The organism is Lysobacter sp. A286 (assembly GCF_054052105.1).
In genome coordinates this window covers 1199313-1224189 of the sequence record NZ_JBSVRJ010000001.1, presented here as the reverse complement: position 1 = coordinate 1224189, position 24877 = coordinate 1199313, and the positions used below count along the sequence as shown (strand labels likewise).

The following is a 24877-nucleotide window of genomic DNA, read 5'->3' as shown; positions in this document are numbered from 1 at the left end:
TTTCCCCGCATACCGCCATCGCCGATCCCCGGAAAATAACCGAGTTGGATATTCCATCGTCGTCGACGTTTTTTACGTTAACCGATCGCCTTAGCTGGGTGTTTGTCTGGCGTCACGCTGGTGTTTGTCAGTCGTCACACTCCGCAACTCCCCTGAATGTCGACGTGAGTTTTCGAAATCAATGGTGATTTTCTCTCATGATCAGGATCAATGAGAACTCGCAAATGCTCCTGAAAATTCCATTCCAGATCATTTTTTTCGAAAAGCGCTGGGCCGCATTACCGCTTTATCGCCGGGACGCGGCACACTCGCGACAGTGAGTACATGGGATCCGACCAATCCCGAGCGCATCCCGATACAACCGCCATCGTGACGAACATCCATCCAGGCCACTCGTGACCACCGCACAAACGCCCCTGACAGCGGCTCTACACGCCTTGCAATCCAATGAACTGGCAAAAGCCGAGGCGCTCGTCCGCTCCCGTTTGGCGGAGGCGTCCGATGACGTCGAAGCCTTGCGTCTGCTCGCCATGACCGCAGTCAGAACCGGACGTGCCGCGGATGCCGAACGGTTGCTGCGAAGCGCCATCGCCTATCGACCAGATTTCGTCCTCGGTCATGCGGATCTGTCGTCGCTGCTTTGTCGCATGGGGCGGGACGATGAAGCACTCGTGCTTCTCGACCTCGAAATAGTCCGGCACCCGGCCAGCATCTGGCCGCTGTCGATCAAGTCGGGCGTACTCTCGGCCGCGCGCCGGATCGAGGAGTCCCTTCACGTCCACGAGGAATTGGTGGCGCGAGCGCCGGACTCGTCCGTGTTGTGGATGAACTATGGATACGCCCTGAAAACCATGGGCCAGACCGAACAGGCCGTAGCGGCCTATCGCAGGTCATTGCAGCTGGATCCCGAAAATGGCGCTGCATGGTGGAACCTTGCCAATCTGCGCACGATCCCGCTGGGCGCGGACGACATCCGGATGATGGAACAGGTATTGCCGGAGGCCCGCGATCCGTTTCAGAAAGTCCAGTTCCAGTTCGCACTTGGAAAGGCGTTCGCCGACCATGGGCGGTTCGAGCAGTCCTTCGGCCATTACCAACAGGCAAATGCTCTGCGTGGAACGCTCGTCCCTTACGATCCACGAAGAATCCGAGAGCTGGTTGTGTCCCATGAAGAAGCACTTTCTCCTTCATTTTTTTCCGAACGCCATGGTTGCGGACATCCGGCCGACGATGTGGTCTTCATCGTCGGCATGCCCCGCTCCGGCTCTACGCTCGTCGAACAGATGCTTGCAAGCCACCCGATGGTGGAGGGTGCCGGGGAGTTGTCCGAGCTTCAGGACATTGCGGCCTCGATCTCCGGCAATGATACGACAGGGGAATCGCTGCCCGGCGCCATGGCAAGGCTCACACCGAGCGAACTGGAGGCACTGGGGCGACGCTATCTTGACGCAACGCTTCGACACAGAAGAAGCGGCCGCCGCTATTTCACCGACAAGATGCCGGCCAATTGGCGATTCATCGCGCTTATCCGGCTGATCCTGCCGAATGCCAGGATCGTGGACGTCAGGCGAGACCCTTTGTCGTGCTGTCTTTCGACTTACTTCACTTATTTCAATCGGGAAAGCAGTTTGCCTGCCAATCTGCACGATCTGGCCCGATATAATAATGACTACATTCGAATGATGGATTATATCGACGCGATCCTTCCAGGGCATGTCTATCGACTGCACTACGAATCGCTGGTGGAAAACCCGGATGCGGAGATTCGCCGTCTTCTCAACTATATGGGGCTGGACTTCGATCAGTCCTGCCTCCGTTTCCACGAGAATCGCCGACCCGTTCACACTCCGAGCGCCCAGCAGGTCCGGCTCCCGATCAACCGGTCCGGACTGGATCGCTGGCGCAATTACGAACCGTGGCTCTCGCCGTTGATCAACGGCCTCGCATCAGTCCGGTAAGGCAGGTTCCAACAATCCGTCTCTGCATGACAAGCGCATTCACCGCAGCTTCGGCTGCAGCGATGGAGGCGATCACACCATGGGAGGATCGGTCTCACGCTCGGGGTGGCGATGGCGGGAAACAGCACTGATAAAACCCTCAATGCTGCGACCAAGCTTCTTGACACCCCCGATTACAATCCCGGGATCGTCTTCACCTGTCGGCAATGTATGGGGCACTCCGGCGCTCTCCAGAAGCGCCAGCGATTCACCCAATGCCAGGATCGCCTTGCCGTGACGGTACTGGTCCTTGATGAATTCGGCCGTGTGCCCGTCCTGTTTCAACGCTGCCACCCCGGCAGCACCATCGGGCAGCACCAGCGCGTCGAACAACACCGCCGGCTCATTCTCCATTGATGCATCCGCGTCGAGCATGTCGCCCGCCGCAGTCTTGAATGGGCCGATGCGACTACCGACCAGGCGCGGCACCGCGCCGGCCGCAAGCAATGCCGCCTGCACGGCGGTCACGGCCTCGCCGTCAACGCCGTCGGCGACCAGCAGCGCGACCTTGCGCGTGCGGATACCGCCATCGCCCGGGCGCGCCAGCAGTGACAGCGCGGGCGACCGATCTACTTCGGGCTTGGGCGGTTTGGCCAGTGCTCGCGGCATGGGCGCCGGCATTGCCATGCCCAGACCCTGCGCAACACCGTTCGCCAGTGGGTCGGACACGTTGCGCAACATCGACACCACGCGCTCACGGATCGCCGGCACGGTGCATTTGCTCAGCTCGAAACGGAACGCGGCGATGATGTGCGCCTGCTCGGGCGGGCTCTGGCTGTCAAAAAACAACGCCGCCTGGTTGTAGTGTTCGGCGAACTTCTCCGGCTTGCCGCGTACCTCGTCCTGCTGCACCGGTTCCGGGAACGACACGAAACCCGCCGTACCCGCCTGGAATGGACAACCGCCGCCGAGGCTGTTGGGCTCGTAAGCGGCAGCGCCACGATGGATCGCCTGCCGATGCATGCCATCGCGCTGGTTGTTCTGCACCGGCGCGATCGGCGCATTGATCGGGATCTCGTGGAAGTTCGGCCCGCCCAGTCGCGTCAACTGGGTGTCGACATACGAATGGATGCGGCCGGCCAGCAGCGGATCGTTGGTGAAATCAATGCCGGGCACGACGTGCGCGCTGCAGAACGCGACCTGCTCGGTCTCGGCGAAGAAGTTGTCGGGGTTGCGGTTGAGCGTCATGCGCCCGATCGGCGTCACCGGCACCAGCTCTTCAGGCACGATCTTGGTCGAGTCGAGTACGTCGAAGCTGAACTTGTTGGCCTGTTCTTCGGTGAATACCTGCACGCCCAGTTCCCACGATGGGTACTCGCCTGCTTCAATCGCCTCCCACAGGTCACGACGGTTGTAGTCCGGGTCCGCGCCGGCAATCTTGACCGCCTCGTCCCAGACCAGCGAGTGGGTGCCGAGCAGCGGGTTCCAGTGGAATTTCACGAACACCGACTCGCCGGCCTCGTTGACGAAGCGGAACGTGTGCACGCCGAAGCCCTGCATCATCCGGAAGCTGCGCGGGATCGCGCGGTCGGACATCAGCCACAGGATCGTGTGCATGGACTCGGGCATCAGCCCGACGAAGTCCCAGAACGTGTTGTGGGCCGAGGCGGCCTGTGGCATTGCGTTGTTCGGCTCGGGCTTGACCGCGTGCACTAGGTCGGGGAACTTCATCGCGTCCTGGATGAAGAACACCGGCATGTTGTTGCCGACAAGGTCCCAGTTGCCTTCGTCGGTATAAAACTTGACTGCGAACCCGCGCACATCGCGCGCAGTGTCCTTCGAGCCACGCTCGCCGGCGACAGTGGAGAAACGCACGAACACCGGCGTGGTCTTGCCGGCGGTCTGGAACGGCGCCGCGCGAGTGAGTTTGGTCAGCGGCTTGTAGCACTCGAACACCCCATGCGCACCCGACCCACGCGCATGCACGACGCGCTCGGGGATGCGCTCGTGGTCGAAGTGGGTGACTTTCTCGCGCAGGATGAAATCCTTTAGTAGCGCGGGGCCACGTAGGCCGGCCTTGAGCGAATTCTGGTTGTCGGCGACCGCCACGCCCTGGTTGGTGGTCAGGCGCTGGCCGCTGCCATCCACGCGCACGCGATCCAGCGGACCGACGGTCGGGTTGCTGCCCGCTACGGCCGGATTGCCGGTCTTGCTGGAGCGGTTCGCTTCGGCTAGCGTGCTGGCGCCGACGAGGTCGGATGGTGGTTCGACGTGCAGGCCTTCGGGTGGCGCGAGTGCATTTTCGTGACCGTGTTCGGCAGCCTTGTTGGCGTTGTGCGGCATAGCCGCGACGGTGGCCTCGACATCTGCCGCCCGTTGGGCGAGCGCGTCGCCGGTGCCCGAAGGCGGCGCAGTCGAGGCGCCGCTATCGGACGCTCGCGCTGCCGATTTTCCGGCAACCTTCTTCGCCTTGCCGTTGGAACGGGTACGCTTCGAAGTGGTCATTGGATTGGTCCTTTGCGCGTTCCTCTGGAGTACCAGAGTCGGTGACGGTGCACTCAACTTGAGCGGCTGGGCGTGACGCCAACGCGAAGCATTTCCACGGAGTAACGACCGCAGGCATGCCCCATTACCCCGGGTGAAATGGATCGGGCAATTCAGCCCAGCTGAATACGCACCTGGTGCTCCGCGCCGTCGTCCATCAAGGCGATCACCCCACCCCGCTGACCGTCTTGTTGCGATGGCACGACGACACCATCCAGCTCCGCCGTGGCAACGCCGTGGCTGACCCCATCCGGATTCTCCACGTTGATGACATACCGCGACGCACCATACCGATAGCGGATAGTGAAACCCGGCCATGTGGTGGGAATGCACGGGTCGATCAGCAGATGGTCGCCGCGCAGGTTGAAGCCCAACATCGCTTCCAGGCCGGCACGGTACAGCCATCCACCCGAGCCGGTGTACCAGGTCCAACCGCCCCGCCCCGCCAGTTCGTCTACCGAGTACACATCGGCGCAGGATACGTAGGGTTCGACCTTGTAGTGCTCGGCAGCGGCTGCGGTTTTGCTGTGGCGGATCGGGTTGAAGATGTCGAACAATTCGCCGGCCTTGTCGCCGTCGCCCAGTTTCGCCCAGGCAAAAATCGCCCACAGCGAGCCGTGGGTGTACTGGCCGCCGTTCTCACGGATGCCCGGCAGGTAGCCCTTGATGTAGCCGGGGTCATTCGTGGACTTGTCGAACGGTGGAGTGAACAACATCGCGACCTGGTGCTCCCGGTCGACCAGGTGCTTGTCCACCGACGCCATGGCCTGCGCGGCATGGGCCGGGTCACCCATGTCCGAGATGACGCTCCACGATTGGGCGATGGTGTCGATCCGGCACTCCTTGCTGGTGTGCGAACCCAGCGGGGTGCCGTCGTCGTAGTACGCGCGGCGGTACCACTGGCCGTCCCAACCGGCGGTTTCCAGTGCGGCCTTGACGGTCGTAGCGCAATCACGCCAGCGCGCAACCCGTTCGTGGTCGCCACGTGCTTCGGCGATCGGCGCAAAACGCTGGATATTGTCCAACAGGAACCACGCCAGCCAGATGCTCTCACCCCTGCCCTGCTCGCCCACCCGGTTCATGCCGTCGTTCCAGTCGCCGGTGCCGATCAGCGGCAGGTCGTGCGGGCCCAGCGACAGGCTGACATCCAGTGCCAGTGCGCAATGTTCGTACAGGCTGCCGTGCTGGTCGGACACCTTGGGCAGGAAGAACGCCTCGTGCTGGCCGTCCTCCAGCAGCGGCCCTTCCAGGAAAGGCAAGTCCTCATCAAGCACGCCGGTATCGCCGGTGGTGTCCATGTAATGCATCGCGACAAACGGCAACCAGATCCGGTCATCGGTCATTCGCGTGCGTACACCCTGCCCCGATGGTGGCAGCCACCAATGCTGCACGTCGCCTTCCACGAACTGCCGGGCGCCTGCGCGCAACAACTGTTCGCGCGCGATATCCGGCCGGGTGATACACAGCGCGGTGACATCCTGCAGTTGATCGCGGAACCCATAGGCGCCGCTGGACTGGTAATACGCCGTGCGCGCCCACATCCGGCACGACAGGGTCTGGTAGAGCAGCCAATCGTTGAGCAGGATGTCCATCGCCCGGTCCGGCGTCTGCACTTGCACCTGGTCCAGCACGTCGTCCCACAATGCCGTGACGTCCGCGAGCACGCGTTCGATGTCCTGGTCACGGTAGCGGGCCAGCAACTGCCGCGCCTCGCCGGCCGATGGCGCGTCGCCGAGCAGGAACATGACATCGACCTGCTCGCCAGGGGCCAACTCGATGCCGGTCTGCAGCGCGGCACATGGATCCAGCGCGGCGCCCACGTGACCAGACAGCGCCGCATCGGTCATCAGCGCGGCGGGCGCATCTACCGATCCCAGCCTACCCAGGAACTCGCCGCGGTCGCCGGTCCACGATGTCTGCCGGCCGCCCAGGTCGGCATAGGCAACGCGTTCGGCAAACTCGGCGCGCCAGCGGTTGCAGGCAAACACCGCGCCGGTCTCGTCGTCGTGGCGGGTGACCACGTACGGTGCCGGCACTTTCCCGTTTGGCCCCAACGCCCATTCGACATAAGCGGTGATCGACAATCGCCGTGCGTTGCCCGATGGGTTGCTGATGCGCAGTCGCGACAGCTTGATCGGGTCAGCTGTCGGCACGCATTGCAGCAATTCGATTTCCAGCTCGTAGGCGGTATGGGTGTAGCGGGTCCAGCCTTTGCCGTGCTCGCTGGTGTAGTCCGCACCCGGTACCCGGATCGGAGACGGCGTCGCGCTCCACAGCTCGCCACTGTCCAGATCACGCAGGTACAACACCTCGCCGGGCATGTCGCTGACCGGGTCGTTCGGCCACGGCGTCAGCGGGTTCAGCTGACTGGTTCCCGAGAACGTGTGCCCGCCCCCCTCGGCCGTTGCCATGAAGCCGAAGTCGGGATTGGCGACCACGTTGGTCCACGGTGACGGCGTACACCGACTGCCGGACAGACGGATTGTGTAGTGACGACCCTTGCCGGTGAACCCCCCGTATGTGTTGTCGAACTCGATCCCGGCAATCGGCGTTGTAACCGACCGTGGTTCGGGTTGGGTGTCAGGTCCAGACGTGGCCTGGCGTTGGTCGCTATCGCGCAGGTGCCCGTCGCCGGCTCGGCTGGGCTGTGCCCTGGACTGACCTGCCACGGCAGGACTCGCTTCTGCGTGATCCAACTTGGCCGCATCGCGATGTTTGCCACCCGTACCGGCGTCCAGGATCACCCGCGCAGCCGTTGCCAGGTTGTCGCGCTGCGCCTGATCGGTCTGGTCGCCGCGCACGAGGAACACACTGGCATCGACACCGCGACCCGCCGCCGTGGCATCGGATTCCAATGTCCCGGCTTGCGCCTCGATCCTGCTGGCGAGGGATTCTTGCAGCGTGTCGCCGTCATCGCCGGAGGCGCCGTTCAACAGCACGATGTCAGCGCCGAGTCCCTGCCAATGCAGGTAACGCTGTACCCGCAGCAGTTGGTCGATCCCTTCCAGGTCGGCCGCGCTGGAAACATGCAGCAACACGATGGGCCGGTCGCCGGATATGCCCAATGGCCACAGGCTCGGTTGGCCGCCAGCGCCCCGCTCGATCTGCTGCGCTGGCGCACGCCATGCTGGATCGGCATACAGCAATGGCGACGCAAGCTCACGGGCGCGATTGCCAGCGGCGTCATCGATACCGAACCGCTCACGCTGCTTGCGCGCCTGGGTAACTCCCGCCTCCAAGGTCTGCTCGCACCGTTGGCGGCTGCCGAGGCCATCGGCCAGCCTGCGCGCGGTTTCCAGCACCGCGTCCCGGTTCGGCCCGACACAGGTCCAGAACGTGATCCGCGCCGAGGAGCCCGGCTCGACGGACACTCGTCGGCGCAAGCTGAACACCGGGTCCAGCACCGAGCCGGCGGTGTTCGACAACGCCACGCCATCCTGCATTGCCGCCGCATTGCGCAATGTCCGGCCGCGGCCGAGGAACCGGGCGCGATCGCTCTCGTATTCACTGGTCGTGCTGCCCTGCCCTTCCACCACTGCCACGTGTGCCGCCCAGGTTTGCGACTCGCCGGCATCGCGGAGACGCCGGGTCGCCAACAGGATGCCGGCATCGGGCAGCCATTCGGTCTGCACGAACATCTTGGAAAAAGACGGGTGGGACGCATCCCCTGCCGCCGAGCCAAGGATCAGCTCCGCATAGGAGGTCAGCTCGACAACGCGCGCTTGATCGCCAGTATTGACCAGCCTGATGCGTCGCAGCTCCGCATCGACACCTTCCGTATCGAAGCCGGCCGCGACGGCAACCTGCAGGATCGTGTCCAAGCTCCCATCGCGTCGTTCAATGCGGAACATGCCATCTTCCGCGAACGTCTCGTAGCTATCCGGCCGTCCCGCGCAAGGCTGCAAGCCGGCCGACCATGAGGCACCGTTGCCGACGTCGCGCAACAGGATGTAGTTGCCCCACGGGTCGCGGGTCGGGTCTTCGCGCCAGCGGGTGACGGCCAGCCCATTCCAGTGACTGAAACCCGACCCGGCATCGGTGATCATTACCGTGTAACGGCCGTTGGACAGCAGGTTGGCGCGCGGCGCGGCGGCGACAGGCGGCATCGTTGGCATGGCAATCGGACCTCACTGAACCCGCTTTCCATCCTACGCGGCGGCCGTGACGGTTCCTTGCACGCCACTCCGCTACGCTCCGTGAATGGCGAACTTCGCTCCCGATGACGATGCGTTGCTGGACCAGTTGCAACACGCGGCGTTCGGTTACTTCCAGCAAGTCTTCAATCCGCTCAACGGATTGGTGGCCGACACATCGCGGCCCGGCTCTCCCTGCAGCATTGCGGTAGTGGGGTTCATGCTTTCGTCCTGCCCGGTTGCGGTTGAACGCGGTTGGATGGACCGAAGCGAAGCCACTCACCGCTGCCTGGCGTCACTACGGTTTTTCGCTGGCAGCGACCAGAGCGGGAGCGAGACGGCCACCGGCTATCGAGGCTTTTATTACCATTTCCTGGATATGGATACCGGCGCTCGCATGTGGCGCTCCGAGCTGTCGACCATCGATACCGCCCTGCTGATGGCCGGCGTATTGCTCGTGGCGGAATACTTCGACGCGGACAACCCGGATGAGACCGAGTTGCGGCAGCTCGCCGACACCCTGTATCGGCGCGTGGAATGGGAGTGGGCACAAGGCGGCAAGGCCACCATCCGGCATGGCTGGAAACCCGAATGCGGGTTCCTTCATTACGGCTGGGATGGTTATGACGAGGGCATCATCCTGTACATCCTTGCACTCGGATCACCCACGCATCCCATTGACCCGAAGCGCTACGACGCGTGGACGGCTACCTACCAGTGGGAGAACCTGTACGGCCATGAATTCCTGTTCGCCGGGCCGTTGTTCGTGCATCAGTTCTCCCACACCTGGATCGATTTTCGCGGCATCCAGGACGAGTTCATGCGCCAGAAGAATTGTGATTACTTCGAGAACACGCGACGAGCGGTGGCGGTCCAGCGTGAGTACGCATGGCGCAACCCGCGCTGGTTCCGCGGCTACGACAGGGACTGTTGGGGCCTGACCGCTTGCGATGGACCCAACGAGGGCACCGCCGCGGTCGTCCAGGGAGTGCAACGCCTGTACGGCTATGCCGCCCGCGCCGTGCCGTATGGCCCTGACGACGGCACCTTGAGCGGCTGGGCGGCGATCGCCTGCATGCCCTTCGATCCCGCCGCCTCGCTGGCCGCGGCGCGCCATATGCTGAAACGCTATCCGGAGATGCTGACGCAGGGCAAGTACGCGAGCAGCTTCAACCCGACCCTGGGCGGTGAGCAGCCGCCAGCATGGACATCGGATGGGTACTTCGGACTCGATCAGGGCATCGTGGTGCTGATGATCGAGAATTATCGTACCGGCCTGCCCTGGCGGCTGATGCGCGACTGCGACTATCTACAGCCCGGCTTGCGCCATGCCGGATACCGTGGAGGCTGGCTGGAATGAGCACGATGCATACGCCCAGCGTCAACGAGCGCGATCGGCTCGACAACCTGCGCCCGCCGGATTGGCGTAATCCCCCACCGGCGATGCGGTATGACCTGGTGGTGATCGGCGCGGGACCGGCCGGTCTGGTTGCCGCCCAGGAAGCCGCGGCACTCGGGTTGAGGGTCGCCCTGGTCGAGCGCGAAATGCTCGGCGGCAACTGCGTGAATACCGGGTGCGTGCCGTCCAAGGCAATGCTGCGTACGTCGCGGGTGTACGCACAGATGCATGAGGCAACCCGGTATGGCGCGCAGGTGCCACCGGAGATGCCGGTCGATTTTGCGGCGTTGATGGAGCGCATTCGCGGGGTTCGCGCGCGCATCAGTCGTGCCGACGCGGCGCACCGTTTGGCGCATGCCGGCATCGATGTGTTCTTTGGCCAGGCACGCTTCCTTGGCAACGACTCGGTTGAGGTGGACGGGGCGACATTGCGGTTCCGCAAGGCGATTATCGCAACCGGCGCGCACGCACTGATCCCTGACATTCCGGGTCTCGCGGCGGCCGGTTACCTGACCAATCACAACGCGTTCGAGATCACCGAACTGCCTCGCCGGCTGCTGGTCATCGGCGGCGGCCCGTTGGGTTGCGAGTTAGCGCAGGCGTTCTCCCGCTTTGGCAGCCGGACCACGATTGCCCAGCATTGGCCGCTGTTCCTGCCCAGGGAGGAGCGCGACGCCGCGCAGGTCCTGTCCAGCGTACTGGCCCGTGATGGGCTGGAGATCCGGCTCAATACCCGCGCCGTCCGGGTCCGGGTGGAGGCGGGACGCAAGCTCATCGACCTGGTCAGCGACGATTTCGAAAGCACGGTGGAGGCCGATGCCATTCTGACCGCAACCGGCCGCGCACCAAACGTCGATGGTCTGGAGCTGGAAGCCGCCGGGGTTGAATACGACCCGGACCGGGGGATCCATGTCGATGACTTCCTGCAGACCACCAACCCGCTGGTTTATGCGGCCGGTGATGTTTGCCTGGAGCACAAGTTCACCAATGTCGCCGAGGCTTCGGCACGGATCGCACTCCACAACGGTCTGTTCGATGCCGGCGAGAAGTTGAGCGAGCTGGTCATCCCCTGGTGCACCTACACTGATCCCGAGATCGCCCACGTCGGCCTGCACGTGCGCCGTGCCCGCGAGCTTGGCATCCCGGTGACCACCTTCACCGTCCCGATGCACGATGTGGACCGCGCGATTACCGACAACGAGGAGGTCGGCTTCGTGAAGATCCACGTCCGGGACGGCAGCGACCTGATCATCGGCGCGACCATCGTCGCCCGCCACGCCGGCGAGATGATCAGCGAGATCACCTTGGCCATGGTGGCGGGGATTGGCCTGAGCACGCTGTCCCGGGTCATCCACGCCTACCCCACCCAGGCCGACGCGATCAGGAAGGCCGCCCAAGCCTACGTCGCCGGCCTGGCCACCACATCGACAAGGAGACAATCATGAAACTTGGAATGATCGGATTGGGACGAATGGGCGCCAACATGGCCGAACGGCTGATGCGCGGTGGCCATGAAATCGTCGGCTTTGACCCCAGGCCCGAGGCGCGCACCGAACTGGAGGACAAGGGAGGTCAGTCGGCGGCCTCGTTGGAGGAGATGGTAGGCAAACTCCCGGCACCGCGAACCGTGTGGATGATGGTGCCGGCCGGCGACATCACCGAAAGCACCGTCACTGCCCTGTTGAAGCTGCTGCAGGCTGACGACATTGTGGTGGACGGGGGCAACTCCAATTACAAGGACACACTGCGTCGCGGCCAGCTGACGGCCGACAGGCAGATCCACTACGTCGACTGCGGTACCAGCGGCGGGGTCTGGGGGCTGGCGGAAGGGTTCAGCCTGATGATCGGCGGAGAGAAAGAGCCGGTCGAGCGGTTGCGGGGCGTGTTCGAAGTGCTGGCGCCGGGCAAGGACCAGGGTTGGGGCCACGTCGGCCCGGTTGGTGCCGGCCATTTCACCAAGATGGTTCACAACGGCATCGAGTACGGAATGATGCAGGCCTACGCCGAAGGCTTCTCGATCATGGAGCACAAGAAGGATTTCGGTCTGGACCTGCACCAGGTAGCCGAGATCTGGCGCAGCGGCAGTGTGGTGCGCTCCTGGCTGCTGGACCTCACCGCCCGCGCGCTGGACAAGAACCCGAGCCTGGACGGGATCGCACCATGGGTCGACGACTCCGGCGAGGGACGCTGGACGGTGGCCGAAGCCATCGACCTGGACGTCTCGGCACCGGTCATCACCTTGTCGCTGTTGCAGCGTTTGCGCTCGCGCGATACCGACTCCTATTCCGACAAGCTGCTGGCGGCGATGCGCCACCAGTTCGGCGGTCACGCGGTGAAAAAAGAATGAGCATCGTCGATGCAGCCGGCCCCCTGCCCCAGCGGGTGCGCTGGCATCAGGTCGAGGGTTCGGCGGTACTCACGCAAGCGGCCTGTCTGTGGGTCCTGGACGCGTCGAAGCGCGCCATCGCCGCACGGGGACAGTTCGTACTCGTCCTGTCCGGGGGCCGCACGCCACAGGATGTCCATGCGCTTCTGCGCACCGCCGACACCGACTGGTCACGCTGGGAAATCTGGTTTGGCGACGAGCGTTGCCTGCCGGTGGGCGACCCGGGGCGCAACAGCCTCATGGCCAGTGACGCCTGGCTCTCGCATGTCCCGATACCATCGGGCCAGGTCCATGTGATGCCGGCCGAACTGGGTGCCGAGGCCGCCGCGGTTGCCTATGCCGAAGCCCTGAAAGCGCCAGGGCCGAACGGATCGCCGCCGGCCAGTGCCGAGCCATTCGACCTGGTGATGCTGGGCATCGGCGAGGACGGACATACCGCCAGCCTGTTTCCGGGGCACGACTGGGGAGTACCGGACAATGCCGACGACGTATTGGCCGTCTTCGACTCGCCCAAACCGCCGTCGCAGCGGGTGTCGCTCAGCGCCGCCCGGTTGAGCCGGGCTCGCGAGGTGCTGTTCCTGATCGAGGGAGATTCCAAGCGCGATGCCGTGGCCCAGTGGCGAACGGGCAATGACTTGCCGGCCGCGGCCATCTGTCCACCCGCCGGAGTCGATGTGCTGCTGGACGCGTCGTTGCTGCCGTCGACGGGACACCCGGCATGAGCTGACAATTGGTCAAGCTACGATCAGCAACAGTATGGTCATACCTTGTCGAGATCATAGCTGCAGCCACTGGTTACGGCCGTTGCCAAGCGTAGGATTGCGGGCAGATTGAGGGTCAAGTGAAGCGATGGCAAATATCAGTACGAACCAGCTCTTCCTGCCGGCGGTATTGGGCATGCTATTGGCGACACCAAGCTTCGGATCCGAGCGTATAGCGCCTGCAGGCAACTGCCTGGATACCCGATTGGTCAATGAAGTGTTCCAGGCGGATGAGCGCACTCTTGCCGTGGCGGCATCCGACGGGCTGCGTTATCGATTGAGCTTCGCGGATGCTTGCGGTGACGTCACCACCGCCTCCGACGCGAAGATGCTGGCCAAGGACGGGTGGATGTGCGGCACCGGCAACGAGTTCATCGCGATGAACGATCGTCTCTGCCCGGTAGACAGTGTCGCCAGGATCAGTGCTGCCGAGTATGCCGAGCACGCCCGGGCCAGTCATACCAGCCCGGACGGCACCGTAACGCTGTCCACCGTCAAGGTACAGGGCGAACGGCGACGTGGATTCGCAGCCTCTTCCAACTACTGCATCAACCCTCGATATATACGGGGCTGGTCGGAAGACCCCGAAGGCGTGGTTGTGGAAATGGACCCACGCCGCTCCGGCGGTAACCGGTTCTATCGGGTGGAACTGACCGGTTCATGCCCTCAACTGTCAGGCGGCAGCGCCATGTCCATGCGTTCCGGCATGGGTATCGGTCTGGTTTGCGGAAACCCGGGGGACACGATCCAGGCTGGAACCCGCGCATTTGCCGGCGGTAGGCCGCCGGATTTCCTTATGACGGGAAGCGACCGACTGCAGATACTGGGGGCAAAGTTTGGATGCCCTGTCCGGTCCGTTTACCCTATGGATGCCCACTGATTCGAGCGATCTGCAGTCGGCGCGATACATCAGCGCCGCAGCGCCAGCGCGTGCTGGCAGACGTTGTCCACGGTCAACCCGTACTCACGCGCAATGTCAGCCGCCGGTGCCGAGGCTCCGAAGCGATCGACACCGATCACATCGCCGCCATCACCCACGTAGCGGTGCCAGCCGAGGGAACTGCCCGCCTCTACCGCCAGCCGCGCCGTGACTGCCGGCGGCAATACACCATTGCGATAATCCTGCGGCTGCGCATCGAAAAGATCCCAGCTGGGCATCGACACACACCGCACCACGATGCCCTGCTCGCGCAGACGGCTGGCCGCTTCCACGATGAGGCCGACTTCCGAACCGCTGGCGATCAGGATCAACTCGGGCTTGCCGTCGTCGGCGTCGCTCAACACGTAGGCGCCCTGCCGTAACCCGTCGGCGGATGCGAACTGGTCGCGGTCCAAGGTAGACAGATCCTGCCGGGTCAACACCAGTAATACCGGGCGTTCCTTCGTCTCTATTGCGACCCGCCAGGCCACCGCGGTCTCGTTGGCATCCGCGGGGCGTATCAGGGTGAGGCCGGGCACGGCGCGCAAGCCGATCAGTTGCTCGACCGGCTGGTGGGTCGGGCCGTCCTCGCCGAGCAGGACGCTGTCGTGGGTGAACACGTGGATGACGTGCAAACCCATCAGCGCCGCCAACCGGATCGGTGGCCGCATGTAATCGGAGAAGATCAGGAAGGTCGCGCCATACGGGATGAAACCACCATGGGCGGCCATGCCATTGACGATGGCGCCCATCGCATGTTCGCGGACGCCGAAGTGGACATTGCGACCGGCATAACTCCAACCACCACCGTCCGACCCTTGCAGGTCCTCGCCGGTGGTGGCGGGTGGATTGAAGTCGCCCAGACCTTTGAGCGCGGTCTTGGTGGACGGGTCCAGGTCCGCCGAACCACCACTCAGGGCAGGCAGCTTGGGAGCGATGGCGTTCATGACCTTACCGCTGGCGGCGCGCGTCGCCATGCCCTTGGCGTCGGCCGGGAACACCGGAATGTCCGCATCCCAGCCCGAGGGCAATTGAGCACGCAAGCTGCCCTGCAACTCCTTCGCCAGCTCGGGAAACGCTTGCGCGTAGGCCTCCATGCGCCGGTTCCATGCATCCTCCCCGGCAGCGCCGCGATCAAGCGCTCCGCGCATATGTGCCAAGGCCTTGTCGGGCACCAGGAATGGCGGTTCGGTCGGCCAGTCCAGGTTCTCCTTGGTCAGGCGGACCTCCTTCTCGCCCAGCGGTGAACCGTGCGCTTCGAAAGTGTTGTGCTTGTTGGGGGAGCCGTAGCCGATCACGGTGCGCACCAGGATCAGCGATGGACGCGTCGGTTCTTCGTGCGCCGCCTTCAGTGCGGCATCGATCGCGGCCACGTCGTTGCCATCGGCGACCGACACGGTATGCCATCCGTACGCCCGGAAGCGCGCCGCGCGGTCTTCGGAAAACGTGATATCCGTACCGGCGGCCAAGGTGATCTGGTTGTCGTCATACAGGCAGGTCAGCTTGCCCAGCTTCAGGTGCCCGGCCAGCGAGGCTGCCTCCGAAGCGACGCCCTCCATCAAGTCGCCATCGCTGGCCAGGACATAGCTGCGGTGGTCAACGATCGCGTGGTCGGGTCGGTTGTAGCGCGCGGCCAACTGCGCCTCGGCGATTGCCATGCCGACTGCGTTGGCGAAGCCCTGCCCCAACGGCCCGGTGGTCACTTCCACGCCGGGCGTGTGCTCGCGCTCGGGGTGACCAGGCGCCTTGCTGCCCCATTGGCGGAAGCTCTTGATGTCATCCAGTGACAAGTCGTATCCACTCATGTGCAGCAGGCTGTAAAGCAACGCCGAGCCATGTCCTGCCGAGAGCACGAAGCGATCGCGATCCGCCCAGGCCGGATTGCGCGGATTGTCCTTGAGCCACCGCGTCCACAACACGTAAGCCATCGGCGCGGCATCCAGCGGCAGCCCGGGATGTCCGCTCTCCGCCTTCTGCACCATGTCCACGGACAGGAAGCGCAGCGTGTTGATGCACAGTTGGTCGAGTTCGGCGGACATGGCGGAATCCTCTTGTGTGGTTACGTGTCGGCCAGTGCAGCGTCCACGATCGCTTGGGCCTCCTGCAGCAGGCGTTGCAAATGGGCCTCATCACGAAAACTTTCTGCGTAGATCTTGTAGATATCCTCGGTGCCCGAGGGGCGCGCGGCGAACCAGCCATTGGCGGAGGTCACCTTGATGCCACCAATCGGCGCGTCGTTGCCCGGCGCCTTGTCCAGCACGTCGACGATGGGATCGCCTGCCAGTTCGGTCTGGGTGACTTGCGCCGGCGCCAGCTTGGCCAGTACACGCTTCTGGGCCGGGTTCGCTGCCGCTTCGATCCGGTCTGCGAACACCTCGCCGTAGCGGTTGCACAGATCCCGGTAACCGATCGCAGGGTCCGCGCCGTTGCCGGCAGTGATCTCGCCAGCCAGCAATGCCGCGGCGATGCCGTCCTTGTCAGTGGTCCACGTCCGGCCGTCGCGACGGAGGAACGTAGCACCGGCGCTCTCCTCGCAACCAAAGCCCAACGAGCCGTCGAACAATCCGTCCACGAACCATTTGAACCCGACTGGGACCTCATGCAGACGGCGACCCAGGCCAGTCGCGACCCGATCGATCATCGCGCTGCTGACCACGGTCTTGCCGACCGCGGCGTTGTCGCTCCACTGCGGCCGGTGACAGAACAGGTAGTCGACGGCCACGCTGAGGTAGTGGTTGGGCGGCATGAGGCCAGCCTCGGGGGTGACGATGCCGTGGCGGTCGTGGTCGGTATCGCAGGCGAACGCGATGTCGTAGTGATCCTTGATACCGATCAGGCGTTGCATCGCATACGTCGATGAAGGGTCCATCCGGATCCGGCCATCCCAGTCCAGGCTCATGAAACCGAACTGCGGATCGACCTGCTCGCTGACGACCGCCAGGTCGATCCGGTAGTGCTCCGCGATGCGGGCCCAGTAGTGCACCCCCGCCCCGCCCAGCGGATCCACGCCCATGCGCAGGCCGGATGCGCGGATCAGGTCGAAGTCGATCACGTTGCCCAGGTCAGCGACGTAGGCGCCGAGGTAATCGTGCGCGCGCGTGGTGGATGCAGCACGCGCCCTTTCAGCCGGGATGCGTCGCACGTCTTTCAGCCCGGCCTCCAGGATGGCGTTGGCGCGCTGCTGGATCCAGCCGGTCACCTGGGTATCGGCCGGTCCGCCGTTGGGCGGGTTGTACTTGAACCCACCGTCGGCGGGCGGGTTGTGCGATGGCGTGATCACCACGCCGTCGGCCTGCCCGCTCGTGCGCCCCAGGTTATGGCACAGGATCGCGTGGGAAATTGCAGGGGTCGGCACATACTCGCCGCCCTGCGAGAGGCGGACTTCGACCTCGTTGGCCGCCAGCACTTCCAGCGCCGTGTCCAATGCGGGCCCCGACAATGCGTGGGTGTCGATGCCGATGTACAACGGCCCATCGATCTTCTGGCCAACGCGATACGCGCAAATCGCCTGGGTGATGGCGAGGATGTGGTTCTCGTTGAAGCTGCCCTCCAGCGATGAGCCCCGGTGCCCCGACGTGCCGAACGACACTCGCTGGGCGGCAGTCCCCGGGTCGGGCTTCACCTGGTAATAGGCATCCACCAGCTTGCCGATATCGACCAGGTCTTCCGGGCGCGCGGGAGTGCCGGCACGTGGGCTGACATCGGTGCCCATCAACGCGCTACCCGCACTTTTCGATAACGCCGGATCAAGGCGTTGCTGGAGCTGTCATGGGACAGCTCAGGCTCGGCTTCGGCGGTCAGCTCGGCCGCAGTCGCCTTCGCCAGCTGCTTGCCCAGCTCAACACCCCACTGGTCGAATGAATCGATGTTCCAGATCGTGCCCTGCACGAACACACTGTGCTCGTACAGCGCGACCAGCGTTCCCAGCGAGAATGGCGTGAGCCGTTCCGCGAGGATCGTGTTGCTCGGCCGGTTGCCCTCGAACACCCGATGCGGCACCACGGATTCCTCGGTGCCTTCAGCGCGTACCTGGGCCTCGGTCTTGCCAAACGCGAGCGCTTCGCTCTGCGCGAACAGGCTGGCCATCAGCAAGTCGTGCTGATCGCCCTCGGCGGTGGGCAGCGGGTTGAGCGGCTGGCAGAACCCGATGAAATCGCAGGGAATCAGCCGCGTGCCCTGATGGATCAGCTGATAGAACGAATGCTGGCCGTTGGTTCCCGGCTCGCCCCAGTAAATGGGGCCGGTCTGATAATCCACCTGTCGGCCATCGTTGGTGACGTGCTTGCCGTTGCTTTCCATCGTCAGCTGCTGAAGGTAGGCGGGGAAGCGCTTGAGGTACTGCGCGTACGGCAACACCGCAACGGTATCGGCGCCCAGGAAGTTGTTGTTCCAGATCGCCAGCAGGCCCATCAGCACCGGCAGGTTGCGTTCCAGCGGTGCGTGGCGAAAGTGCTCGTCCATGGCGCGGAACCCGGCCAGCATGTCCCGGAATCCATTGGCGCCGATGGCCAGCATCGTCGACAGACCGATTGCCGAATCCATCGAATAGCGCCCGCCCACCCAGTCCCAGAACTCGAACATATTGGCGGTGTCGATGCCGAATGCCTGCACACCGTCGGCGTTGGTGGATACGGCGACGAAATGTTTCGCGATTGCCGTCTCGTCAGCCAGACCCTCCAGGCACCATCGGCGCGCGGCATGCGCATTGGCCAGCGTCTCCAGCGTGGTGAAGGTCTTGGAACACACCACGAACAGGGTCTGGGCCGGGTCGAGGCCACGTGTCGCTTCCACGAAGTCGGTGCCATCGACGTTGGACACGAAGCGGAAGTCGATATCACGCTGGCTGTAATCGCGCAGCGCCTCGTAGGCCATGACCGGGCCGAGATCCGAGCCTCCGATGCCGATGTTGACCACATGGGTGATGCGCTTGCCGGTGTGTCCGGTCCACTCGCCGCTGCGGACCTTGTCGCTGAACCCTGCCATCCGCTCAAGCACCGCGTGCACGTCGGCAACCACGTCGTGACCATCGACGCGGATGCTTGCATCGACAGGCGCGCGCAGGGCGACGTGAAGCACCGCCCGCTGCTCGGTGGCGTTGATAACCTCGCCGCCGAACATCGCATCGCGGCGTTCGGTCACGCCGCATGCGCTCGCCAGCTGCAACAGCAAGTCGAGCGTCTCGTCGGTGATCCGGTTCTTGGAATAGTCCAGGTACAGCCCGGCCGCCTCTGCCGCCATGCGTTCACCGCGTTGCGGATCCTGGGCAAACAGCTCGCGCAGGTGTCGGGACTGGACCTGCGCCAGATGCTGCTTCAGCGCCGTCCATTGCGGTCGCGCGGTAAGTGGGACTGGTGTCACGCGCCGCCCTTCCCCGCCAATGCCTGGCCCTTGGATTCGATGCAGCCCATGAGCTCCTTCCATGAGTCGACGAACGACTGCGCACCTTCGTGCTGCAATTGCGTTGCCAGGGCGTCGATATCGACCCCGGCCTTGGTGAACTCCGCCAACGTCGCTTCCGCATCGCCGCCATCCACGGCCATCTCGTCACCGAGCGTGCCGTGATCCTGGAACGCGCGCAGGGTTTTCTCCGGAATGGTGTTGATCGTGTCCGGTGCGGCGAGCGCTTCGATATACAGGGTGTCGGACGCCTTCGGGTCCTTGGTCCCGGTGCTCGCCCACAACAGCCGTTGCGGCAACGCGCCTTGCCCGGCCAACCGTTGCCAGCGATCGGATGCCAGTAGTTCGCGGTAGGCGCGGTAAGTGCGTTGGCCTACCGCGATGCCCAGCCGGTTGTGCAGGCTGTCATCCACCTGGTCGGCCACCGCCTTGTCCCAGCGGCTGACGAATAGCGACGCAACCGATGCGACCTTGGGGTCGAGACCGGCCTGGAGTCGGCGCTCGATGCCGCGCAGGTACGCCTCGGCGGACGCCAGGTACTGGTCGGTCGAGAACAACAGGGTCACGTTGATCGGCACCCCGGCGAAGATCGACTCCTCGATGGCAGGAACGCCTTCCGGTGTGCCCGGAATCTTGACGAACAGGTTCTCGCACGCCGCCTCGTCGTGGATCTTGCGCGCGGCGGCGATGCTGCCCTGGGTGTCGGCGGCAAGCAGCGGCGAGACCTCCATCGAGACCCAGCCATCAACGCCGTTGGTGGACTGGTGGATCGGCTGGAACAGCTTGGCGGCCCGTCGCAGGTCCTCCAACGCGAGCTCGATGAACAATGTCTCGCCGGACTTCCCCGATGCCACCTTCGACCGGATTCCCTCGTCGTAGGTGTCGCCGCCGCCGATCGCCTGGTTGAAGATGCTCGGGTTGGAGGTCAGCCCGGTAATGGAGAACTTCTCGATGTAATCGGCCAATCCGCCGTTATCGAGCAGCTCGCGGGAGATGTTGTCCAGCCACAGGCTCTGACCCAACTGGTGCAGTCGTTCGGTGGTGGTGATGGGTGCATTGATCGTGCTCATGTGTCCTCCGGTGGATGCCGTCTGGACCCATGGTAGATCACGCAATGACGACTGGAAGGTTACGCCTGGCCATCAGCATGGATGGCTGGTCTCGGGCCTGGGGTCATGCCAGCCTTCGTCGCCGACGACAATATCCGACGCCGTCGACGGACCCCAACTGCCCGGCTCATAGATAGTGATCGGGGCGGCGTGATCGCCGTGCGAATCGGACAGCACCGGGCCCACCACGCGCCAGGCCTCCTCGACCGAATCATCGCGGGTAAACAGCGATGCATCGCCACGAATCGCATCGCCCAGCAACTGCTCATACGGTGATTTTCCCGCATCGGGGCGGCTGCGCGCGACGAGCTCCACTTGCTCGCCGACCATGGCTTCACCGGGCTTCTTGACCTGTGCGCCAGTGGCGATCACCACCTCCGGGCCGAGCCGGAAGCGGAAGTAGTTGGACTGTTCGACCGAAATTTCATCGAAGATCGGCAACGGCGGGCGTTTCAGGTCCACCACCACCTGGGTGCTCGTCAGCGGCAGGTGCTTGCCGGCGCGGATGTAGAACGGCACCCCGGCCCAGCGCCAATTGTCGATATGCAGCCGCAGCGCGACAAAGGTCTCCACCTGCGAATCGGGCGCGACACCCGCCACATCGCGGTAGCCGGCAAACTGACCACGCACCACCTCGTCCAGTTCCAGCGACCGGATGGCGCGGAACAGGCGCAGCTTTTCCGCGCGCATGGAATCGGGGTCGCCGCCAACGGGTGCGTCCATCCCGAGCAATGCAATGACCTGCAGCAAGTGGTTCTGGACGACGTCGCGGACCGCACCGACCTCATCGTAGAAGCTGCCCCGGCCTTGCACGCCAAAAGACTCGGCCATGGTGACCTGGACGCTGGCGACATAGTTGCGGTTCCATATCGGCTCCAGGAAGGTGTTGGCGAAACGGAAATACAGCAGGTTTCGCACCGCTTCCTTGCCCAGGTAGTGGTCGATGCGGAACACCGACGACTCCGGAAACACTTCATGCAAGGTGTGGTTGAGGGCCGCGGCGGAGGCCTGGTCGCGCCCGAAGGGCTTCTCCACGATCACCCGCGCATCCCTGGTGCAATCCGCCTGGGCCAGACCCTTTACGACGGCGCCGAACATGCTCGGCGGAATCGCCAGATAATGGATCGGCCGCGCCGCGTCCTTCAGTGCCTGCTTGATCTGGACGAAGGTCGACGCATCGTTGTAGTCGCCGTTGACGTACTGCAGTTGTGCGGACAGCTGGGCGAACGCCGCAGGATCCACGTCGCCGTTGTCGCGCAGGCTGTCATGCACGCGTTGGCGCAGCTTCTCCAGTGTCCAGTCGCCCCGGGCCACGCCAATCAGCGGCATCGACAAGCCACCCTGCTTGATCATCGCCTGCAGTGCCGGGAATATTTTCTTGTAGGCAAGATCGCCGGTGGCACCAAAAAACACGAAGGCATCCGAGCTGGGTATCGTCATACCGATTCACCTGATAGTTGGCTGACGCAAACTACAGTCTGCCCGGTGGCGCGTGATGAAATCCGAAAAAATCGCCCCCGGCCAGGCTGGCGCTGGTCATCGGACGTAAGCTGTCATCCATTGATAAAAGGGGGAGCCCGCATGTCGATCCAGTCCAAAGCCAAACGTGATGCGAACCGGAAGAAAGCGGCCCGCCAACGGGTGGTTACCGGCACCCTGCGCCCGGCGATCGAGGCACATGCCGAGCTGCGCCACGAAGACGGCACCCTGCTTGGCGGCATTGCCAGGCGCGATGGCGATTGGGAGCTCGGGCTGGACGGCAAGATGGTTGGCGGTTCCACCAGCGCCGCCACGATCCTGGCGATGATCAAGCGCGCCGCGGCGATGCTTGAGCGCACCGGCACCAAGGTCACCTTGAATTTCTCCGACGCGCTGCGCGACGCCGCCAACGAGGAGGCGCGCGCGCAGGGCCTGAGCCTGGAGCAGTTCGAGGCACGACTGGACGACGACATGACCGGGAGCCGGCCGGCCGCGACATCCGAGCAATCCGGATCCGCGGCCCACTGAAGTCCGGCCCGAGCGGGAGCTGCGCGGCCTGCACCACCCGGCGAGACACGTCAGGCAGCGACCTCCAGCTCCTCATCCTCGTCGGCTGACGCCATCGATGCGGCTTTCCCCTGCCGCGCCTCCATCGGATCAACCGCCTTCTGCTCCCCGCATTGGCGACGATTGGGACACAGGGTCTGCATGTAGTCGGCGTCGAAGTTGAGGCGTTCGACCAGGAAGTCGACGAACGCGCGGACCTTCGGCGAGGTCACCTGGCCGCGAGGGAACAACGCGTTGAGTTCGAGTTCCGGGCCGGTCCAGCCGGCCAGCACCCGGCGTACATAACCCTTCTCAGCGTAGTCCTTGACCATGATGTCACTGGCCAGCATCAGGCCTTCGCCGCACACCAATGCGCCGCGCACGCCGGCCGGGTCATTGGCGATCATGATCGGATCGATGCGGTACTCAACCGTGCTTTCGCCATCGCTCAGCGGCCAGTGGAAATGGCCGTTGCGACGCATCTTCTGCATGCCCAGGGTTCGATGGTGCTGCAGGTCGTCCGGATGCAGCGGTTCGCCGTGGCGTTCGATATAGGCGGGGCTGGCGTAGACCTGGGTGCGCAACACCGCAAGCCGGCGTGCGACCAGATTGGAATCAGGCAGGGTGCCGAGCCGCAGGGCGACGTCGATCTCCTTGCCGATCAGGTCCAGCGATTCGTTGGCCAGCAACATCTCCACCCGCACCTCGGGATGGCGGGCATGGAACTCGCCCAGCAACGGCGCGATGCGTTCGATGCCCAGCGAATACGGGGCGGTGATGCGGAGCCAGCCGCGTGGGCCGCCCTGCAACTGGCCGACCGCGTTCTCTGCTTCGGCGAGGTCGCTGGCAATGCGCTTGCAGTGTTCGTAATAGATATTACCGGCCTCGGTCAGGCCAAGCTTGCGGGTAGTGCGGTGCAGCAGCTGCGCACCAAGACGGGATTCCAGTTCCTGCACCTTGCGGCTGACGGTGGTCTTGGGCAGGCGCAGCGACCGGGCCGCGGCGATGAAGCTGCCGTGCTCGATCACCTGGACGAAGATCAGGGTGTCGTTGAGATCGCGGGCCATGTGGGGGCTCCTTTAAGCGCGTGCCAGCATTGGCCCGCAGCCGGGACAATTATTCCCCGATTTGCTGACTAATCAAGTGCCGGTTTCACCCCTAGGCTGTGTCGCATCCGAACAGGAAGTGCCGCAGGCCGTCTCGTGAACCTTATCCCGCTCAACCAGTTTGCCCCCACCGGCTCCATGCAGGCGGAGCTCGTTCCACGCGTTATTCGACGCCGGAACGGGTCAACAGCGGGTTCTGCCGCCCTCGACGGGCATCGGTGGCGGACGGCGGCATCGCTATCCAACCGCGGGGCGTTTGGCCTTTCGTGTCCGACGAATCACCTGTCGATGAAATATTCCGCGTCAATTTTGGGAGAGAAAATCCCGGGAGCGGGACAATGAAGGCCGCTCTCGTCATTCTCGGCGCGAGCGGCGGCATCGGCCGGGGTGTGGTCCAGGCAGCGCTCGAGCGCAAACATCCGGTGATCGCGGTGGCGCGCCACGCAGATGCCCTCGACGCTTTGGCGCTCGAAAACCCCGGCACCGACCTCACCACCCTGCCCGGCTCGGTTGCCAGCGATCTCGAAGGCGCCACCTTGGCCGATCGGCTGCGTGATCTCCAGCGCCCATTCGCCGGCATCGTCGCCTCGGTCTGCGGCAGCGCCAGCAGCGGCCGGGTACTCGACCAGCCCGCCGATTTCCTGCGCCGCAAGCTCGACGAGGACCTGCTGCCGCACCTTGCCGCGGCCCGACATCTGCTGCCATTGCTGTCCGAGGCCGGGCACGGCAATTACCTGCTGATCGGCGGCCCCGGCAGCGAGAGCCCCTGGGCCGGCTACGGCCACCGCTCGATCGGCGCGGCGGCGTTGCGGATGCTCGCCTGTGTCCTGCACGACGAGGCCCGTGCACTGGATGTGCGGGTGCAACTGCTGACCGTCGACATGCCGGTCTGCACCGGCGCCAACCGCAAGCACGCCTGCGATCGCTGGCCCAGCGCGCTGGCGATCGGCCAGCAGGCGGTGGCGCTGATCGAACGGTCCCCGCCCGACACCCCAGTGGTGCGTTACGCACCATCACCCGAAACCTCTTTTCACTTTGGCCCGGACAGCGCACCTCCCCCACCGGACAGCTGCCCCTCCCTCGTCGCCGTCCGCGCGCTGCTGGGCCGTTTTTCTTCCCCTGGTTCCAAAAAGGATATTTCGCCATGACCTCCCCCCTGAT

At 64.2% G+C, this 24877-nt stretch carries 16 protein-coding genes; 8 read left to right on the top strand and 8 right to left on the bottom strand.

Annotated features, from left to right (window positions below; all coding sequences use genetic code 11):
* The first annotated feature begins 395 nt into the window (after positions 1-395).
* Positions 396-1958 carry a sulfotransferase gene (locus ACW7G0_RS05700; RefSeq protein ID WP_456988219.1) on the top strand — a complete coding sequence of 521 codons (1563 nt, stop codon included), beginning with the start codon at positions 396-398 and terminating at the stop codon, positions 1956-1958.
* A 72-nt stretch (positions 1959-2030) separates the two neighbouring features.
* On the opposite strand, the gene ACW7G0_RS05695 is transcribed toward ACW7G0_RS05700, so the two are convergent.
* A complete protein-coding gene (locus ACW7G0_RS05695) occupies positions 2031-4442 on the bottom strand; it encodes a catalase (RefSeq protein WP_456988217.1) in 2412 nt (803 codons plus the stop codon).
* A 152-nt stretch (positions 4443-4594) separates the two neighbouring features.
* Positions 4595-8596, bottom strand: a complete 4002-nt coding sequence (locus tag ACW7G0_RS05690) for a GH36-type glycosyl hydrolase domain-containing protein (RefSeq protein WP_456988216.1) — start codon at positions 8594-8596, stop codon at positions 4595-4597.
* A gap of 85 nt (positions 8597-8681) precedes the next feature.
* Here ACW7G0_RS05690 and ACW7G0_RS05685 point away from each other — a divergent pair, with 85 nt between their 5' ends.
* The 5 genes from ACW7G0_RS05685 to ACW7G0_RS05665 all read left to right on the top strand — a co-directional run bounded on the left by ACW7G0_RS05685 (position 8682) and on the right by ACW7G0_RS05665 (position 14040).
* Positions 8682-9974: a glucoamylase family protein gene (locus ACW7G0_RS05685; RefSeq protein ID WP_456988215.1), complete on the top strand. Its 1293-nt coding sequence runs from the start codon at positions 8682-8684 to the stop codon at positions 9972-9974.
* 5 nt (positions 9975-9979) lie between these two features.
* Entirely contained in the window at positions 9980-11458 is a 1479-nt protein-coding gene (locus tag ACW7G0_RS05680) for a mercuric reductase (protein ID WP_456988213.1), read from the top strand.
* Positions 11455-12360: a phosphogluconate dehydrogenase (NAD(+)-dependent, decarboxylating) gene (gene gnd / locus ACW7G0_RS05675; protein WP_456988211.1), complete on the top strand. Its 906-nt coding sequence runs from the start codon at positions 11455-11457 to the stop codon at positions 12358-12360. The genes ACW7G0_RS05680 and gnd overlap by 4 nt, the downstream gene beginning before the upstream one ends.
* The gene (gene pgl / locus ACW7G0_RS05670) at positions 12357-13121 is read left to right on the top strand and encodes a 6-phosphogluconolactonase (RefSeq protein ID WP_456988210.1); all 765 of its coding nucleotides are present in this window, start codon (positions 12357-12359) and stop codon (positions 13119-13121) included. Before gnd ends, pgl begins: the two co-directional genes overlap by 4 nt.
* 244 nt (positions 13122-13365) lie before the next feature.
* Positions 13366-14040: a hypothetical protein gene (locus tag ACW7G0_RS05665; RefSeq protein WP_456988209.1), complete on the top strand. Its 675-nt coding sequence runs from the start codon at positions 13366-13368 to the stop codon at positions 14038-14040.
* Between the two features lie 29 nt (positions 14041-14069).
* Here the strand turns inward: ACW7G0_RS05665 and tkt are convergent, their stop codons facing one another.
* From tkt to zwf, 5 genes are all read right to left on the bottom strand, one after another.
* On the bottom strand, positions 14070-16118 hold the full coding sequence (gene tkt / locus ACW7G0_RS05660) for a transketolase (RefSeq protein ID WP_456988207.1): 2049 nt from the start codon (positions 16116-16118) through the stop codon (positions 14070-14072).
* Positions 16119-16138: 20 nt separating this feature from the next.
* Entirely contained in the window at positions 16139-17791 is a 1653-nt protein-coding gene (gene pgm, locus ACW7G0_RS05655; RefSeq protein WP_456988205.1) for a phosphoglucomutase (alpha-D-glucose-1,6-bisphosphate-dependent), read from the bottom strand.
* On the bottom strand, positions 17791-19437 hold the full coding sequence (gene pgi / locus ACW7G0_RS05650) for a glucose-6-phosphate isomerase (protein WP_456988203.1): 1647 nt from the start codon (positions 19435-19437) through the stop codon (positions 17791-17793). Before pgi ends, pgm begins: the two co-directional genes overlap by 1 nt.
* A complete protein-coding gene (gene tal, locus ACW7G0_RS05645) occupies positions 19434-20546 on the bottom strand; it encodes a transaldolase (protein WP_456988202.1) in 1113 nt (370 codons plus the stop codon). Before tal ends, pgi begins: the two co-directional genes overlap by 4 nt.
* A gap of 72 nt (positions 20547-20618) precedes the next feature.
* Positions 20619-22025, bottom strand: a complete 1407-nt coding sequence (gene zwf, locus ACW7G0_RS05640; RefSeq protein WP_456988200.1) for a glucose-6-phosphate dehydrogenase — start codon at positions 22023-22025, stop codon at positions 20619-20621.
* Positions 22026-22166: 141 nt separating this feature from the next.
* On the opposite strand from zwf, the gene ACW7G0_RS05635 reads away from it, so the two are divergent.
* A complete protein-coding gene (locus tag ACW7G0_RS05635; protein ID WP_456988199.1) occupies positions 22167-22592 on the top strand; it encodes a hypothetical protein in 426 nt (141 codons plus the stop codon).
* A gap of 50 nt (positions 22593-22642) precedes the next feature.
* Here ACW7G0_RS05635 and ACW7G0_RS05630 read toward each other — a convergent pair whose 3' ends face one another.
* Positions 22643-23677, bottom strand: coding sequence for a LysR substrate-binding domain-containing protein (locus ACW7G0_RS05630; protein ID WP_456988198.1), 1035 nt, complete (start codon positions 23675-23677; stop codon positions 22643-22645).
* A 377-nt stretch (positions 23678-24054) separates the two neighbouring features.
* Between ACW7G0_RS05630 and ACW7G0_RS05625 the strand changes: the two genes are divergently transcribed.
* Complete coding sequence (locus ACW7G0_RS05625) at positions 24055-24864, top strand: SDR family NAD(P)-dependent oxidoreductase (RefSeq protein WP_456988197.1); 810 nt, start codon at positions 24055-24057, stop codon at positions 24862-24864.
* Positions 24865-24877: the final 13 nt, after the last annotated feature.